The organism is Xanthomonas sp. DAR 35659, assembly GCF_041242975.1.
Taxonomy (GTDB): Bacteria; Pseudomonadota; Gammaproteobacteria; order Xanthomonadales; family Xanthomonadaceae; genus Xanthomonas_A; species Xanthomonas_A medicagonis.
Map to the genome: position 1 here is coordinate 4,821,890 of NZ_CP162488.1, position 16,186 is coordinate 4,838,075.

At 70.2% G+C, this 16,186-nt stretch carries 10 protein-coding genes; 3 read left to right on the top strand and 7 right to left on the bottom strand.

Going from position 1 to position 16,186, the window contains the following annotated elements:
• Positions 1-464 precede the first annotated feature (464 nt).
• Entirely contained in the window at positions 465-3,293 is a 2,829-nt protein-coding gene (gene glnE, locus AB3X07_RS20435; RefSeq protein WP_369940736.1) for a bifunctional [glutamate--ammonia ligase]-adenylyl-L-tyrosine phosphorylase/[glutamate--ammonia-ligase] adenylyltransferase, read from the bottom strand.
• 783 nt (positions 3,294-4,076) lie between these two features.
• Between glnE and proP the strand changes: the two genes are divergently transcribed.
• Positions 4,077-5,558 carry a glycine betaine/L-proline transporter ProP gene (proP, locus tag AB3X07_RS20440; RefSeq protein ID WP_369940737.1) on the top strand — a complete coding sequence of 494 codons (1,482 nt, stop codon included), beginning with the start codon at positions 4,077-4,079 and terminating at the stop codon, positions 5,556-5,558.
• 591 nt (positions 5,559-6,149) lie between these two features.
• On the opposite strand, the gene AB3X07_RS20445 is transcribed toward proP, so the two are convergent.
• The gene (locus AB3X07_RS20445; RefSeq protein WP_369940738.1) at positions 6,150-8,366 is read right to left on the bottom strand and encodes a hypothetical protein; all 2,217 of its coding nucleotides are present in this window, start codon (positions 8,364-8,366) and stop codon (positions 6,150-6,152) included.
• A 116-nt stretch (positions 8,367-8,482) separates the two neighbouring features.
• Between AB3X07_RS20445 and AB3X07_RS20450 the strand changes: the two genes are divergently transcribed.
• Entirely contained in the window at positions 8,483-10,003 is a 1,521-nt protein-coding gene (locus tag AB3X07_RS20450; protein ID WP_369940740.1) for an acetyl-CoA hydrolase/transferase family protein, read from the top strand.
• Positions 10,004-10,042: 39 nt separating this feature from the next.
• The gene (locus AB3X07_RS20455; RefSeq protein ID WP_369940742.1) at positions 10,043-11,206 is read left to right on the top strand and encodes an AAA family ATPase; all 1,164 of its coding nucleotides are present in this window, start codon (positions 10,043-10,045) and stop codon (positions 11,204-11,206) included.
• Between the two features lie 202 nt (positions 11,207-11,408).
• On the opposite strand, the gene AB3X07_RS20460 is transcribed toward AB3X07_RS20455, so the two are convergent.
• From AB3X07_RS20460 to AB3X07_RS20480, 5 genes are all read right to left on the bottom strand, one after another.
• Positions 11,409-11,720 carry a GIY-YIG nuclease family protein gene (locus AB3X07_RS20460; RefSeq protein WP_369944827.1) on the bottom strand — a complete coding sequence of 104 codons (312 nt, stop codon included), beginning with the start codon at positions 11,718-11,720 and terminating at the stop codon, positions 11,409-11,411.
• A 468-nt stretch (positions 11,721-12,188) separates the two neighbouring features.
• Positions 12,189-13,262 carry a 3-deoxy-7-phosphoheptulonate synthase gene (locus tag AB3X07_RS20465; protein WP_369940745.1) on the bottom strand — a complete coding sequence of 358 codons (1,074 nt, stop codon included), beginning with the start codon at positions 13,260-13,262 and terminating at the stop codon, positions 12,189-12,191.
• A gap of 311 nt (positions 13,263-13,573) precedes the next feature.
• A complete protein-coding gene (locus tag AB3X07_RS20470; protein ID WP_369940747.1) occupies positions 13,574-13,819 on the bottom strand; it encodes a hypothetical protein in 246 nt (81 codons plus the stop codon).
• A gap of 79 nt (positions 13,820-13,898) precedes the next feature.
• A complete protein-coding gene (gene groL, locus AB3X07_RS20475; protein WP_369940749.1) occupies positions 13,899-15,545 on the bottom strand; it encodes a chaperonin GroEL in 1,647 nt (548 codons plus the stop codon).
• A 152-nt stretch (positions 15,546-15,697) separates the two neighbouring features.
• Positions 15,698-15,985, bottom strand: coding sequence for a co-chaperone GroES (locus AB3X07_RS20480; protein ID WP_003470504.1), 288 nt, complete (start codon positions 15,983-15,985; stop codon positions 15,698-15,700).
• Between the last annotated feature and the right edge of the window lie 201 nt (positions 15,986-16,186).

The window sequence follows — 16,186 nt, forward strand, 5'->3', positions numbered from 1 at the left end:
GCAATGGACCGGACAACGCCGCGACGTGCGATCGCACTCGCGCCTCCGACCCAGCACACACCTCGCATTCTTCCCCGCGACGCACCGACGGGGCCACGCCTCGGACGCGCATCGGCCATCTCACAAACGAAAGGAAGAAAAGACAGATGACATCGAACTCCAGGCGCATGCTCCGCGATCCACTGCTTCTCCCGTTGTTGCTCGCCTCGCTTTTGAATGCGCTTTGCGGGAATGGTCCTTGGCGGAAAATTGCGACCGCATGCGGCCTCGGCCCCGGTTGGCCGGAATTGCTGCAGCGACTCTGCGGCGTTCTTCTGCTGGTGCTCATGCTCATCAGGGCGCTTTGGCTCAGGAAGCGCATCACCCCCGGATGACGGGCACAGCCCGTGTCCGCCTCAGGAGCGTGTCATCCAGGACCGGGAAGGCCGGGCCGGATCCGGCGGGCCGTCGGCGGGCCCGTCGCGCTATCGTCCGCTGCGTCCCGGCTCGAAGGCCAGTTCCCTGGCCTGCGCCACGGCGGCAATCGCCGCGCGCGCGCGCGCGATCGCGGGCGTCATGACGGTCAGTCGCGGGCGCCGATCCAGCGTGCAGGCCAAGCCGGCATCGACCAGCGTCGCGTGCGCCTCGTGCAACGCGGCGGCGGTCGGCGCATCGAACCATGCGCTCGCCGCCAGCGCGTCGATCAGGGCGGGCGTGGCGCGCGGCGCGGTCAGCCCGGCATGCTGCGCGGCGCCGAGCAGCACCCCGGCCTGCAGCAGGAATTCCAGGTCGACCAGGCCGCCGGCGCCCTGCTTCAGGTCGAAGCGCGCCGCGTCGCTGCGGTCCAGTTCGGCGCGCATGCGCGCGCGCATCTTCACCACTTCCTCGCGCAGCTGCGCCGCGTCGCGCGGGCGCGCCAGGGTCTGCGTGCGCACCTGTTCGAAGCGCTGCAGCAGGCCGGCATCCCCGGCCACGCCGCGCGCGCGCACCAGCGCCTGGTGTTCCCAGGTCCAGGCGCGGTCGCGCTGGTACTCGGTGTAGCTGGCCAGCGACGACACCAGCGCGCCCTTGCCGCCATCCGGGCGCAGGCGCACGTCGATGTCGTACAGGCGACCGCCGCCGGTGACCGCGCCGAGCAGCGCGATCACCTTCTGCGCCAGCCGCGCGAACCAGCGCCCGCTCTCCAGCGGGCGCGGCCCGTCGGAGGCTTCCACGCCGGCCGGATGGTCGTACAGGAACACCAGGTCCAGGTCCGAGCCGATTCCCAGCTCGATGCCGCCGAGGCTGCCGTAGCCGACGATCGCGAAGCTGCCGCCCGGCACCTCGCCGTGCGCGGCGACCAGATCGGCACGGGCCAGGCGCAGCACGGTCAGCACCACGCCTTCGGCCAGTTCGGCGAGTTGCCGCGCGCTGTCCACCGCCGGCTGGCGCCGATCCAGCGCGGCCAGGGCGATGCGGAAGCTCAGCGCCTGGCGTGCTTCGTTGAGTCCGCGCAGCGCCGCTTCCGGATCGTCGCCGGCCGCGGCCACGGCGCCGTCGCACAGCCGCCGCATCGCCGCGCGGTCGGGCATCGGCCCGGCGACGCGGCTGTCGAGCAGTTCGTCGAGCAGCACCGGATAGGCCACCAGGCGTTCGGACAGGAACGCGCTGCGCGCCAGCACATCGACCAGCCGCGCCAGCGCGCTGGGCTGTTCGTCGAGCAGCGCCAGGTAGCTGGCGCGGCGCAGGATCGCCTGCAGCAGGCCGAGCACACGGTGCAGGGCGGCATCGGCCTGCGGCGAACGCGCCGCGGCATGCAGCAGCGCCGGCAGCACCCGGTCCAGGCGCGCGCGCGCGGCATCGGACAGCGTGCGCACGCCCAGCGATTGCACGAACCCGCGCAAGGCCTGGTCGGCGCCGCCGGCATCGGCGAAACCGGCCGCGGCCAGCGCCTGCGCGTCGCCCTGCGCGGGCAGCCCGCGCCAGTAGCGGGCCAGCGCATCGGGCGCCTGCGCCTGCACCCGCGGCGCCAGCAGTTCGGCGAATTCGGCGGCGACGCGATCGCGCTGCGCCTGCAGCGCGGCATACAACTGCGTCCAGTCGGCGTACCCCAGGGCCAGGGCGATGCGCGCGCGGTCCAGCGGGTCCTCGGGCAGCGCGTGGGTCTGCGCGTCGCGCAACATCTGCAAGCGGTTCTCGAGCCGGCGCAGGAAGCGGTAGGCCTGCACCAGCGCCGCGCCGTCCTCGGCCGCGACCTGGCCGCCGGCGACCAGCGCCTGCAGCGCCGGCAGCAGGCGGCGTTCGCGCAAGACCGGCTCGCGGCCGCCGCGGATCAGCTGCAGCGACTGCACCAGGAATTCGATTTCGCGGATGCCGCCGGGGCCGCGCTTGATGTCGTCCAGGCGGTCGTGGCGCGCGACTTCGGCGGTGATCGCCGCCTTCATCTCGCGCAGGCCGTCGAGCGCGGTGAAGTCGAGGTAGCGCCGGTACACGAACGGACGCAGCGTCTGCAGCCACGCCTCGCCGGCGGCGACGTCGCCGGCCACCGCGCGCGCCTTCAACCAGGCGTAGCGCTCCCAGTCGCGGCCTTCGCGCTGGAAGTAGTGGTCCATGCCGGCGAACGACAAGGCCACCCGCCCGGCGCTGCCGAACGGGCGCAGGCGCAGGTCCACGCGGTGCGAGAAGCCATCGGCGGTGGTCTCGTCCAGCAGCCGCGCCAGGCGCTGGCCGAGCCGGGCGAAGTATTCCTCGGCGGCGAGCGGACGCGCGCCATCGGATTCGCCGCCCTGCGGATAGGCGTAGACCAGGTCCACGTCGGAGGAGAAGTTCAGTTCGCCGCCGCCGAGCTTGCCCAGGCCGAACACCACCAGCCGCTGCGCGCTGCCGTCGGCGGCACGGACCACGCCGTGGCGCGCGGCGAACTCGCCTTCCAGCGCCTGCAACGCCAGTGCCAGGCAGTCCTCGGCCAGCGTGGTGCTGCCGGCCAGGGTCGCCTCGACGTCGTCCAGGCCCAGGACGTCGCGCCACACCAGCCGCGCCGAGGCGGCGGCACGATAGCGGCGCAGCTGCGCCGGCCACGCCGCCGGTTGCGCCGGATCCAGCTGCGGCAACGCCAGCGGCGGCGGGTCCGGCTGCGCCAGGTGCGCGAGCAAGGACGGCTGCCGGCACAGCGTGTCGAGCAGGAAGTCGCTGGCCGGCAGCGCGCGCGCCAACGCGGCCTCGAAACCAGGCAACGACGGCCACGGCTGCGCGGCCACGGCTTGGCGCAGGCGCGCCAGGTGGCGGTCGAGCATGGGCTGCAGCGCGTCGGGAACCACGAAGGAAGCAGAGGACATCGGCCGATGATGGCATCCCGCGGCGACCGCGGACAGGACCGGGGCGGCGATGCGGCCAGACGCGCGTTGCCGGACGCGGCGAGCGCTAAGGAGAGCGCAAGAAGAGCGCCTCGATCGTGGGAGCGGCGCTGCTCAGTGCTGCATTGCCGGGGCTGCATGGGGGACTTCGGTCGCACCCCGCCGATTCGGCCGACGTTTGTTGCATCCCCCACCCACCGCGCGTCGCGGTGAAGCCGCCCCCACACCGACAGCATCCACATTGTCGAGAACCACGCTTTGGGGGAGCGACGTCAGTCCCGACCCGAAGGCCCGGCCGCCCCTTGCTGCATCCCGCATCCCCGCGTGTCGCGGCTGAAGCCGCTCCCACACTTGCGTCACCCACACTGCCGGGAACTGCGCTATGGGAGGGACATCCGTCCCGACCCGACAGGCACGTCCGGCCCGTCATGCACGCCCACCTTCGCGTGCCACGGCTGATGCCGCTTCACCGCGCGACTTGCAAGATTCGCGTAGAACGCAGCTTTTCGGCGCTTTTCAATGTGTTTCACTGACATTGCCGCCAGCCTCGCCGCGGCGATGGTGTATCATGCGCGCCCCAATGGAGCCTGCGCGCCTGCGCCGCCCGCTCCGTCCTTCGATCCCGCAGCGCCGTGGTGTTGACGCGGCCGTCCGGGATCGTGCCCCCGCGGACAAGTCCGGCGCCTCTGCGCCCTTCCGTCTTGCTTTGCCCTGCCGCGTGCGGGCCGGGGGTCATCACCCCACCGTTCCAGGACAGGAGAAGACATGTCGGAGTTCCACAGCCATTTCGGATGGTTCAAGCGCCGCCGCCAGCTGCGGGTCGAGGACGTCACCGTCGTCGACAAGCCGATGCTCAAACGGGCGGTGGGCGCCGCCGCGCTGGGCAACGCGATGGAATGGTTCGACTTCGGCGTGTACGGCTACCTCGCCGTGACCCTGGGCAAGGTGTTCTTTCCCAGCACCAGCCCGACCGCGCAGCTGATCGCCACGTTCGCGACCTTCACCGTGGCGTTCCTGGTGCGCCCGCTCGGCGGACTGGTGTTCGGCCCGCTGGGCGACCGCTACGGCCGGCAGAAAGTGCTGGCCGCGACCATGATCCTGATGGCGCTGGGCACCTTCTCGATTGGCCTGATCCCGTCCTACGAGCGGATCGGCGTGTGGGCGCCGATCCTGCTGCTGCTCGCGCGGCTGCTGCAGGGCTTTTCCACCGGCGGCGAATACGGCGGCGCCGCCACCTTCATCGCCGAATATGCGACCGACCGCAACCGCGGCTTCATGAGCAGCTGGCTGGAGTTCGGCACGCTCGGCGGCTACATCGCCGGCGCCGCCACGGTGACCGCGCTGCACGTATTGGTGAGCGATGCGCAGATGCGCGACTGGGGCTGGCGCGTGCCGTTCCTGATCGCCGGTCCGCTGGGCCTGCTCGGCCTGTACATGCGCATGAAACTGGAGGAAACCCCGGCGTTCCGCGCCTATGCCGAGGAAGCGGAGAAGCGCGAGCAGGAAACCCCGGGCCTGGCCGCGCTGTTCCGCGTGCACTGGCCGCAGCTGCTCAAGTGCGTGGGCCTGGTGCTGGTGTTCAACGTCACCGACTACATGCTGCTGACCTACATGCCCAGCTACCTCAGCGTCACCATGGGCTATGCCGAGAGCAAGGGCCTGCTGCTGATCATCATCGTGATGCTGGTGATGATGCCGCTCAACGTGGTCGGCGGCCTGTTCAGCGATCGCCTGGGGCGCCGGCCGATGGTGATCGGCGCGTGCGTCGCGCTGCTGGTGCTGGCGGTACCGTGCCTGCTGCTGATCGGCACCGGCAACGACTGGCTGATTTTCCTCGGCCTGATGCTGCTGGGCGTGGCGCTGGTGTGCTTCACCAGCTCGATGCCGTCCACCTTGCCGGCGCTGTTCTACACCCCGGTGCGCTACAGCGCGCTGTCGATCGCCTTCAACGTGTCGGTGTCGCTGTTCGGCGGCACCACGCCGCTGGTCACCGCCTGGCTGGTCGAATGCACCGGCGATCCGCTGGTCCCGGCGTACTACCTGATGGGCGCGGCGCTGATCGGCATGGCGACCATGGCCTTCGTGCGCGAGACCGCGGGTCTGCCGCTGCGCGGCTCGCCGCCCGCGGTGGCCAGCGAGGCCGAGGCGCGCGCGCTGCTGCGCAGCGACGAACCGGTGACCGTCGATCCGACCCCACCGACGCTGCCGCCATCGCCGGAGCCGCCTTCGCAGGCGATGCCGACCTGACGCCGTCGCGGCCACCCGGCGCGTGATGGCGGGTGGCGGGTGGCGGACGTGCGCGGCGCCGATGGCGTCCGCGCGCGAGCAGACCGCGCATCGCTATCGCCGCCCGCGTCCGACGCGGCGGGATCGCATCCGGCAGCGCTTGCCGTACAGCCCCGGCGACGACGGCGGCCCCGAAAAAAGACCAAAAAAAAGCCCGCTTGCAGCGAACTGCCAGCGGGCCTTGCTCCCTCCCCCACGTCGGGATGCAGGGCGATCTTGGTCCCTTTTTTTGGGCATTGCACGCTGCAGTGCAAAACGATACCGGGCAGTACATTCTGCTGCGCTGCACGATCCGCCCGGGAGGCGGCGCGCGCCGATTGCGGCACCGAATCGGGATCGCGGGACCGCGCGTCGTTCCCTGGCAACGCGCACGTTCGGGCGACGCCACGGACAGCGATGATCGCGCCTGCCGCCACCATGCCCTGGATGCGTGCAGCGCTCGCGCAAGCCCGCCTCCGATCCTGCGAATAATCGCCTGGTCACGGCGCGCGTGCGCGACGGCCCCGTGCATGACGCGCCGGACGCGAGACGGATACCGTCAGCGGCGCTCGCTCACGGTGGCGAAGGCGCCGGCGTCGCGCCCTCCGGTAGCCACGCGGGCTGCCGTTCGTACCAGTCGCGCGCGTTCAGCAGATGCCATTGCCGTTGTTCGCCGCGCAAGGCGACGCCGACGCCGAGCACGCCCCAGCGCGCGTACAGGTCGCCCTGGGTGCCGGCATCGCCGACGCGCAAGCGCGCGCGCAGCGCCACGCGCTGGTTCTCCGCGGCGAGGCGATCCAGCCACAGCGCATCCTTGCGCCAGCGCAGTTGGGCGCTGGCATCCAGCTCCCCGGCATCGGCCAGCTTGAGCAGCCACGCCGGCGCGTCGCTGCGCTGCGCGAACACCGCCAGCACCGGGCCGGCATCGCGCATCTGGATCTGCAGTTGCGCATCGACCTGCTTCGCCGGCTCGGCGGCGATGCGCCCCTGCGGCACGCGCAGCGTGGCCCACCAGTCTCGTTGTTTCGCCGCTTCGCCGTAGCGCACGGCCTGCAGGCGCAAGGTGCTGCCGCTCAGGTCGAAGCGCTTGTCGCGCAGGTCCGCGCGCCGCAGCCGCGCATCGAGGTCCAGGTCGCCCAGCAGCGCCAGGCCGGCCGCCTGCAACTGCGCCTGGCGGCCACGCAGGCGCACAGCGCCCGCACCGACCTGTCCGGCCGCATCCAGGCGCAGGTCGCCGCTGAGCGATCCGCTGCCGCCGAGCACACGCACCTGCGACGCCGGCAGGTAGCGGTTGTAGGCGCGCAGGTCGGGGACGCGCGCATCGTCGAAACGCAGACGCGCCTGCAGCGAGTCGTGCAGGGTCGCCAGCGCGCCGTCGCCTTCCAGAGCCAGGCGCAGGTTCTCGCCCTGCACGAACACCGCCTTGGGTTCGGTCACCGGTGCCAGCGCGAACGTGCGCATGCGCACGTCCATCTGCGTGCGCGGCTGCGCGGCGCTGCCGACGATGCGCCCGGACGCCTGCGCCTGGCCACGCACCTGCACCTGCATCACGTCGGCCATGGCCTGTACGTCGGGTACGTCGAGCCGGCTGCCCGGTTGCAAGGTGCCCTGCGCCAGGCGCAGGTCGGCATTGACGTCGCCGCCGCCGGCGAGCCGGAACCAGGGCTTGCGCACCAGCAGGTCGCTGATCCAGTTGAGCGACTCGAAATGCCAGCGGCCCTGCAAGGTGCCGGACAGACGCGGCAACACCGCCGCCGGGTCGGCGAAGGGAATGCGGCGCCCGGCGATGCGCAGGTCGGCATCGAGCATGCTGCGCGGATCGACCTGACCGGGCAGGCGCGCACGCACACGCACGTCGTGGTCCACATCGAGCAGCAGCGCCAGCACGCCACGGTCGGTGGCGCCGACGCCGGCATGCAGCGGCACCCGCCAGTTGAGCATGCTGCCCGGTTGCAGTTCGCCGCGGCGCAGGCGCAGGTTCGCCTCCACGTGACCGAGCCCGGGCTCGGTGCTCAACCGGGTCTGGCCGCCGGAGGTATCGATGCGCAGCGCCACGCTGCGCCCGCGCAGCTGCAGCGCCAGATCGGTGATGTCCAGCTTGCGCAGGCCCGGCGCCTGCGCGCGGTAGTGCCGCGGGAACGAGAAGCGCGCGTCCACATGCGCCTGGTCGGCGATCTGGCGCGTGCCGTAGCGCACGCTGGCCTGGTCGAACACGATCTGCGAGGGAAACAGTTCCGCCGGGCCGCCGCGGAGCTGCTTGAGGAAACCGACGGTGCCATGGCCCTTGCCTTCGATCGCCAGGTCGCCGAAGCGCGCGCGTTGCAGCGTGCCGCTGTGGATCGCGTCGAAGCGCAGCGTCCAGCCCTGGTCGCTCTGCGGCGGCGGCGCGATGGCGTCGGCGACGCGATCCATCTCGCCGATCACGTTCACCGCTTCCAGCCACGGCAGGCGCACTTCGCGGTGCAGCAGCGGCAGCACGGCGATGCGCGCGCTGACCCGGTCCGCGCGCAAGGTCCACACGGTGCGCTGCACATGGCCGCGCATGCGCACGTCCCACGCCGTGACCAGCCCGGGCAGCACGGTCAGCGCCGGGCCGGTCTGCATCCGGAACTTTTCCGGCTTGCGGTTGGTGGCCATGTCGAACAGCGGCGTGTTGAGGAACACGTTGCCCAGCAGCAGGTACGCCAGATAGGCGATCAGCAGGCCGCGCAGCAGCAGGCGCCATGGCCGCGGCAGGCGCCGGTAGCGTTCGAGGGCGGCAGCGGGCAGGAGGCGGGCGAAGGGTGGCACGCCGGCACTATCGCCGCGGCGCGGCGTCGGGCGCGTGAAAGCCGCTGCTTCGCCACGCGCCGGACGCCGGCGCGATCCGCGATAATTGCGGCCTTCCCCTTTTCGCCTGGTTGCCCATGTCCGCCGAACGCATCCTCCACCCGCGCCTGCGCGAGCGCGTCGTCACCGCCGAGGCCGCTGCCGCGCTGATCCAACCGGGCGAGACGGTGGCGATGAGCGGCTTCACCGGTTCCGGCTATCCGAAGGCCGTGCCGATCGCGCTGGCGCAGCGGATCGAGGCCGCGCACCTGCAGGGCCAGGCGTTCAAGATCCAGTTGATGACCGGCGCCTCCACCGCGCCGGAACTGGACGGCGCCCTGGCCAAGGCCGACGGCATCGCCCTGCGCATGCCGTTCCAGTCCGACCCCGACGCGCGCCAGCGCATCAACGCCGGCACCCTGGACTACATCGACATCCACCTCAGCCATGTCGCCCAGCACGTGTGGTTCGGCTTCTACGGCGAGATCGACACCGCGGTGGTGGAAGTGTCCGGCATCCGCGAAGACGGCAGCCTGATCCCGTCCACCTCGATCGGCAACAACAAGACCTGGCTGGACCTGGCGAAGAAGGTCATCGTCGAGGTCAACGACTGGCAGCCGGCCGGCATCGACGGCATGCACGACGTGTACTACGGCACCGCGCTGCCGCCGCAGCGCAAGCCGATCCCGCTGCTGCACGCCGAGGATCGCATCGGCGAACCGTCGCTGCGCTGCGACCCGGACAAGATCGTCGCCGTGGTGCGCACGCATGGCCCGGACCGCAACAGCCCGTTCACGCCGGCCGACGCGACCAGCGCGCGCATCGCCGCGCACCTGATCGAATTCCTCCAGCACGAAGTGGCCAAGGGCCGGCTGCCGGCCAACCTGCTGCCGCTGCAGTCGGGCGTGGGCAACATCCCCAACGCGGTGCTGGCCGGGCTGGCCAGCAGCGGCTTCCGCGATCTGAGCGCGTTCACCGAGGTGATCCAGGACGGCATGCTCGACCTGCTGCGCAGCGGCGTGCTCAAGGTCGCCTCGTGCACCGGTTTCGCGCTGAGCCCGGAGGCCAACGAGGAGTTCAAGCGCAACATCGCCTTCTACCGCGAGCGCATCATCCTGCGCACGCAGGAGATCTCCAACCACCCGGAACTGGTGCGGCGGCTGGGCTGCATCGGCATGAACGGCATGATCGAGGCCGACCTGTACGGCAACGTCAATTCCACCCACGTGATGGGCAGCCGCATCATGAACGGCATCGGCGGCTCCGGCGACTTCGCGCGCAACGGCTTCCTGTCGATCTTCCTCAGCCCCAGCACCGCGAAGAACGGCAGCATCTCGGCGATCGTGCCGATGGTCAGCCACGTCGACCACACCGAGCACGACGTCTCCATCATCGTCACCGAGCACGGCCTGGCCGACCTGCGCGGCCTGCCGCCGCGGCAGCGCGCGCAGCAGTTGCTCGCGCACTGCGTGGACCCCAGCTACCGCGCGCAGCTACAGGACTACGTCGACCGCGCCCTGCACAGCAGCTACGGCAAGCACACCCCGCACCTGCTGCCCGAGGCGCTGTCCTGGCACCAGCGCTGGCTGGATACCGGGACGATGCACGCGGGCGGCTGAGCGGCGGAAACCGCAACGGCAGCGGGGTATGCTGCGCCGATGCTGACCACCTTAGCGGTGTCCTCCTACCGTTCCCTGCGCGAGCTGGTGCTGCCGCTGGCGGGGCTGACCCTGATCACCGGCGCCAACGGCAGCGGCAAGTCCAACGTCTACCGCGCGCTGCGCCTGCTCGCCGACACCGCCCAGGGCGGGGTGATCGCCGCGCTGGCCCGCGAAGGCGGCCTGCCGTCGGCGCTGTGGGCCGGCCCGGAGACGCTGAGCCGCGCGGTCCGGCGCGGCGAGCATCCGGTCGAGGGCACGGTGCGGCAACGCACCGTCGGGCTGAAACTGGGCTACGCCAGCGACGCGTTGGGCTATGCCATCGACCTGGGACTGCCGATGCCGTCTTCGTCGGCGTTCGCGCTGGATCCGCAGATCAAGCGCGAATGCATCTGGGCCGGGCCCTGGCTGCGCCCGGCCAACCTGCTGGTGGACCGCAACGGCCCGGCGGTGCGCCTGCGCACCCAGGACGACGGCTGGAGCGATGCCGGCGCCGGCATCGCCAGTTTCGACAGCGTGCTGGCGCAGTTCTCCGATCCGCGCGCGGCGCCGGAGATGCACGAAGTGCGCGAGAACATCCGGCGCTGGCGCTTCTACGACCACTTCCGCACCGACGCCGCGGCGCCGGCGCGCATGGCGCAGATCGGCACGCACACGCCGGTACTGAGCAACGACGGCGCCGATCTCGCGGCCGCCCTGCAGACCATCCTGGAGATCGGCGATGCCGACGGCCTGCATGCGGCGGTGGACGATGCCTTCCCCGGTGCGCGGCTGACGATCGAGGTGCATGCCGGCCGCTTCGACCTGGCGATGCATCAGCATGGCCTGCTGCGGCCGCTGTCGGCTGCGGAGTTGTCCGACGGCACCTTGCGCTATCTGCTGTGGATTGCCGCCCTGCTGAGCCCGCGCCCGCCGGAACTGCTGGTGCTCAACGAACCGGAAGCGAGCCTGCACCCGGACCTGTTGCCGGCGCTGGCGCGGCTGATCGGCGGCGCCGCGCGGCATGCGCAGATCATCGTGGTCTCGCATGCCAGCCGCCTGATCGCGGCGCTGGAGCAGCAGCCGGATTGCCTGCACCACCTGCTGATCAAGGAACACGGCCAGACCGACGTCGCCGGCCTGCGCGCGCTCGACCGCCCGGCGTGGCATTGGCCCAGCCGCTGAGGCGGACCGTGCCTGCGGCGGCACGCCTGCTGCGGACTGCGGCATGCCTGGTGGGCGATTGTGGCGTCGTTCGAGTCCATCGCGTCGGGACTGAAGTCCCTGCCGCACGGGTGTGCGTGCACGCCCGACGCGCTCCCCTGTAGGAGCGGCTTCAGCCGCGACGGGGCGTTACCGGTAGCGGCTGTCGCGGCTGAAGCCGCTCCTACATCACCGCGGATTCGGCGGTCGCTTGCGGGGTATCGGACACCGGCGCGGGCTCCGACGCGCTCAGGAACGCCAGCTTGCGGCCACGCGGCAGTTGCTTGAGCGCGTATTCGGCGCGCGAGGCGGCGGCGCGGTCCGGATAGGCGCGGCTGGCGAGCAGGCGCACCGGCGGGTTGGCGCGGGTGTACTTGGCGCCGGTGCCGCGCAGGTGCGCCTGGAAGCGCGCCTGCAGGTCGGGGGTGATGCCGGCGTAGTAGCTGCCGTTGCGGCATTCGAGCAGGTACAGGAACCAGGGCGAGTCGGCGGCCATGCGCGCATTATCGACCATGCCATGGCATCCGCCAGCGCGTGCGGCAGACCATGCGATCGGACACGCCGCCTTCGCTCCGGCCCTCACGACGTTGCCGCCCGCGATCGCGCTTGCCGTGGCCACGGCATGCAGGCGCATCCGTCTTCCATCCATTGGAAGTGGCCTTCCGGCAAGGCACGCGACGCGTCTGCCCAGTGCCTCGATCCCGAACACCCGGGGCGAACATGCCCACCGCGCTGAACCCGCGACAACAGGCTTTAACGCCCCGCGAACACCTTGCCAGCCACTGCCACACACCGGCATATCGCGGCGATCAGGGAGGCGGATAACGTCATCACCGGCTCGCAGCCGTCGACACCGAAGCTCTCTCCCTTCGCATTCGGCGGCGCGGCCGGCCCCTCTTCGGGCGAGCCCCGCCCTCCACGCACGCAGCCGGCCAGGCTGCGTGCGCTTTCCGAACGACAGCCCTCAGGCCGCCTGCGCCACGCGCGCCTGGCGCCGCGCGCGCACCGCCTGCGCCAGCCGCTCCAGCACCTGTACCGAGCTGTCCCAGTCGATGCAGCCGTCGGTGATGCTCTGCCCGTAGACCAGCGGCTGGCCGGCGACCAGTTCCTGGCGCCCGCCGACCAGGTGGCTTTCCACCATCACCCCGACGATGCGGGGCTGCCCGGCCTCCAGTTGCGCGGCGATGGCGTCGATCACCTTGGGCTGGTTGTCCGGATTCTTGCCGCTGTTGGCGTGGCTGGCATCGACCATCAGCCGCGCCGGCAAGCCGGCCTTCTCCAGCGCCTGGCCGGCGGCGGCGACGCTGTCGGCGTCGTAGTTGGGCTGGGTGCCGCCGCGCAGGATCACGTGGCAGTCGGGGTTGCCGGCGGTGGCCGCGACCGCGGTCTGTCCGTCCTTGGTCACCGCCAGGAAATGGTGCGGATGCGAGGCCGCGCCGACCGCGTCGACCGCGATCTTGACGTCGCCGCTGGTGCCGTTCTTGAAGCCCACCGGGCACGACAGGCCCGAGGCCATCTCGCGGTGCACCTGGCTCTCGGTGGTGCGCGCGCCAATCGCGCCCCAGGCCACCAGGTCGGCGATGTACTGCGGCGAGATGATGTCGAGGAACTCCACGCCGGCCGGCAGGCCGAGGCGGTTGATGTCGCGCAGCAGGCCGCGCGCCAGGCGCAGGCCCTTGTTGATGTCGAAGCTGCCGTCGAGGTTGGGGTCGTTGATCAGGCCCTTCCAGCCGACCGTGGTGCGCGGCTTCTCGAAGTACACCCGCATCACGATCTCCAGCGCATCGCCGTAGGTGTCGCGCAGCGGGCGCAGGCGCTGCGCGTACTCCATCGCCGCGACCGGGTCGTGGATCGAGCAGGGGCCGATCACCACCGCCAGGCGGTCGTCGCGGCCGTGCAGGATCTCGTGCAGCGCCGCGCGCGCGGCGGCCACGGTCTGCGAGGCCTCCTCGTCGCAGGGCAGCAGCGCCAGCAGTTGCGAGGGGGGAGTCAGCGGTTCGATCTTGCGGATGCGCAGATCGTCGGTGTGGGGAGCCATGGGGAATCTCTCGGTCGGGTCTGGGTGGGGGCCAGTCCGGCGGCATGAAAAAAGCCGCCAGGTTCGCTGGCGGCTTTCGGGATTGCGGCTGAAGTGTCCTTCAGGGTGAACGCGATCCTTCCTCCGCCAGCGGCATCGGAAAACCGTAGTACCAAAAATAAAAGCTGCGGCAGGAAGCGTTCATGGGATGCAGTGATAACACAGGGTTTGCGGCGGCGCCACAGTTGCATTGGCAACTTTGGGGCTGGGAATCGGGATTCGGGAATGGGGAATCGCAAAGCAGCGGTGCCGCGACCGGTTGCGGTGCTGGACTACCGGTCTTCCACTCGCGGCGCCCGGAAATCCGATGCGTACTCCACCGCCGCTTGGCGGTCGATCACGTTGTCGGAAGGGCGGTTGTCGCGCTGGTGGTCGTAGTGGCGCTTCTTGTCGCGCGAGCGCGACCAGATGCGCGCGACGCATTCCTCCAGCGATGCGACCGGCGGATGCGCCGACGGGTTGGCCAGCTGCGCGACGCCTGCAAGCGTGGCGGGCGAGCGCAGCGGCAGGCCGCGCACCGATACGCAAAAAAAGAGCCCCGCATCGCTGCGGGGCTCCTTTCGACTGCGTGGAACGGGTCGGCCGAGGCCGGCTGGATCAGAAATCCATGCCGCCCATGCCGCCCATGCCGCCGCCCATGCCGCCCGGCGCGGCCGGCTCGTCCTTCTTCGGGGCCTCGGCCACCATCGCTTCGGTGGTGATCATCAGGCCCGCGATCGAGGCGGCGTTCTGCAGCGCCGAACGGGTCACCTTGGTCGGATCCAGGATGCCGAACTCGACCATGTCGCCGAACTCGCCGTTGGCGGCGTTGTAGCCGAAGTTGCCGGTGCCTTCCTTGACCTTGTTCAGGATCACGGACGGCTCTTCGCCGGCGTTGGTGACGATCTCGCGCAGCGGCGCTTCCATCGCGCGCAGCGCGATCTGGATGCCGTGGGTCTGATCTTCATTGGCGCCCTTCAGCTCGCCGATCGCGGTCAGCGCGCGCACCAGGGCCACGCCGCCGCCCGGGACCACGCCTTCTTCCACCGCCGCACGGGTCGCGTGCAGGGCGTCTTCGACGCGCGCCTTCTTTTCCTTCATCTCGATCTCGGTCGAGGCACCGACCTTGATCACCGCCACGCCGCCGGCCAGCTTGGCCACGCGCTCCTGCAGCTTCTCGCGGTCGTAGTCCGAGGAGGTCTCCTCGATCTGCGCCTTGATCTGCTTGATGCGCGACTCGATCGCCGTGGTGTCGCCGGCGCCGTCGATGATGGTGGTGTTCTCCTTGGAGACCTGCACCTTCTTGGCGCGGCCAAGGTCCTTGATGGTCGCCTTCTCCAGCGCCAGGCCCACTTCCTCGGAGATCACGGTGCCGCCGGTCAGCACGGCCATGTCTTCCAGCATCGCCTTGCGACGGTCGCCGAAGCCCGGGGCCTTGACCGCCACGACCTTGACGATGCCGCGGATGGTGTTGACCACCAGGGTCGCCAGCGCCTCGCCTTCGACTTCCTCGGCGACGATCAGCAGCGGCTTGCCGGCCTTGGCCACGCCTTCCAGCACGGGCAGCAGGTCACGCACGTTGGAGATCTTCTTGTCGTGCAGCAGGATGAACGGGTCGTCCAGGTCGGCCTGCTGGCTCTGCTGGTTGTTGATGAAGTACGGCGACAGGTAGCCGCGGTCGAACTGCATGCCCTCGACCACGTCCAGCTCGTTCTCCAGGCCCGAACCTTCCTCGACGGTGATCACGCCTTCCTTGCCGACCTTCTTCATCGCGTCGGCGATGATGTTGCCGATCGACTCGTCGGAGTTGGCCGAGATGGTGCCGACCTGGGCGATCGCCTTGTCGTCGGCGGTGGGCTTGCTGATCTTCTTCAGCTCGGCCACGGCGGCCACGACGGCCTTGTCGATGCCGCGCTTGAGGTCCATCGGGTTCATGCCGGCGGCGACCGCCTTGGACCCTTCGCGGATCAGCGCCTGCGCCAGCACGGTGGCGGTAGTGGTGCCGTCGCCGGCGTTGTCGGAGGTCTTGGAGGCGACTTCCTTCACCATCTGCGCGCCCATGTTCTCGAACTTGTCGGCCAGTTCGATTTCCTTGGCGACGGAGACGCCGTCCTTGGTGATGGTCGGGGCGCCGAAGCTCTTCTCGAGCACGACGTTGCGGCCCTTCGGGCCCAGGGTCGCCTTGACGGCATTGGCGAGGATGTTGACGCCGCGCACCATGCGCGAACGGGCGTCTTCACCGAAACGGATATCTTTGGCAGCCATTGGAGTTACCTCGGGAATAGGGAATGGAGAACAGGGAATAGGAAGATCAAGAGCGGAAGGTCGGGACGGGACGGAAATCGCAGGCGGGCAGGAAACCCGCTCTTGCCGATTCCCGATTCACCATTCCCGATTCCCGCGAGCGGCGGCGCTTTTTAGCCGACGATCGCCAGGATGTCGTCTTCGCGCAGCACCTTGTACTCGACGCCTTCGGCCTTGTAGCTGGAGCCGGCGTACTGGCCGTAGATGACCTTGTCGCCGACCTTGACCGCCGGGGCGCGGACGCTGCCGTTGTCCAGCGGCTTGCCGCTGCCGATGGCGACGATCTCGCCCTTGGTGGACTTTTCCTTGGCCGAATCCGGGATCACGATGCCGCCGGCGGAGATTTCGTCGGCTTCGATCGGCTTGACTACGACGCGGTCGTGAAGCGGCTTGATGCTCATTGAGTGAGACCCTCTTAAGTGATTGATTGGTCTAGGAAAGGTCGGCGATGTTAGCACTCGCATGTGACGACTGCCAGCAGCGCTCGCGAAAAAACCCGGTACGCCGGGATGCGCTTGATGTGGTGCTGGCCTGGAGGCTTTCAAGGGCCCGGGCGCAAAAAATTTCGCGATGGCCGCCGGCCCGACGCCGGAACTGGTAAC

What these genes read in the sequence shown, in the direction of transcription:
- glnE (WP_369940736.1), bottom strand. Translation starts at nt 3,293, where the DNA reads ATGTCCTCTGCTTCCTTCGTGGTTCCCGACGCGCTGCAGCCCATGCTC.
- proP (WP_369940737.1), top strand. Translation starts at nt 4,077, where the DNA reads ATGTCGGAGTTCCACAGCCATTTCGGATGGTTCAAGCGCCGCCGCCAG.
- AB3X07_RS20450 (WP_369940740.1), top strand. Translation starts at nt 8,483, where the DNA reads ATGTCCGCCGAACGCATCCTCCACCCGCGCCTGCGCGAGCGCGTCGTC.
- AB3X07_RS20455 (WP_369940742.1), top strand. Translation starts at nt 10,043, where the DNA reads ATGCTGACCACCTTAGCGGTGTCCTCCTACCGTTCCCTGCGCGAGCTG.
- AB3X07_RS20460 (WP_369944827.1), bottom strand. Translation starts at nt 11,720, where the DNA reads ATGGCCGCCGACTCGCCCTGGTTCCTGTACCTGCTCGAATGCCGCAAC.
- AB3X07_RS20465 (WP_369940745.1), bottom strand. Translation starts at nt 13,262, where the DNA reads ATGGCTCCCCACACCGACGATCTGCGCATCCGCAAGATCGAACCGCTG.
- groL (WP_369940749.1), bottom strand. Translation starts at nt 15,545, where the DNA reads ATGGCTGCCAAAGATATCCGTTTCGGTGAAGACGCCCGTTCGCGCATG.
- AB3X07_RS20480 (WP_003470504.1), bottom strand. Translation starts at nt 15,985, where the DNA reads ATGAGCATCAAGCCGCTTCACGACCGCGTCGTAGTCAAGCCGATCGAA.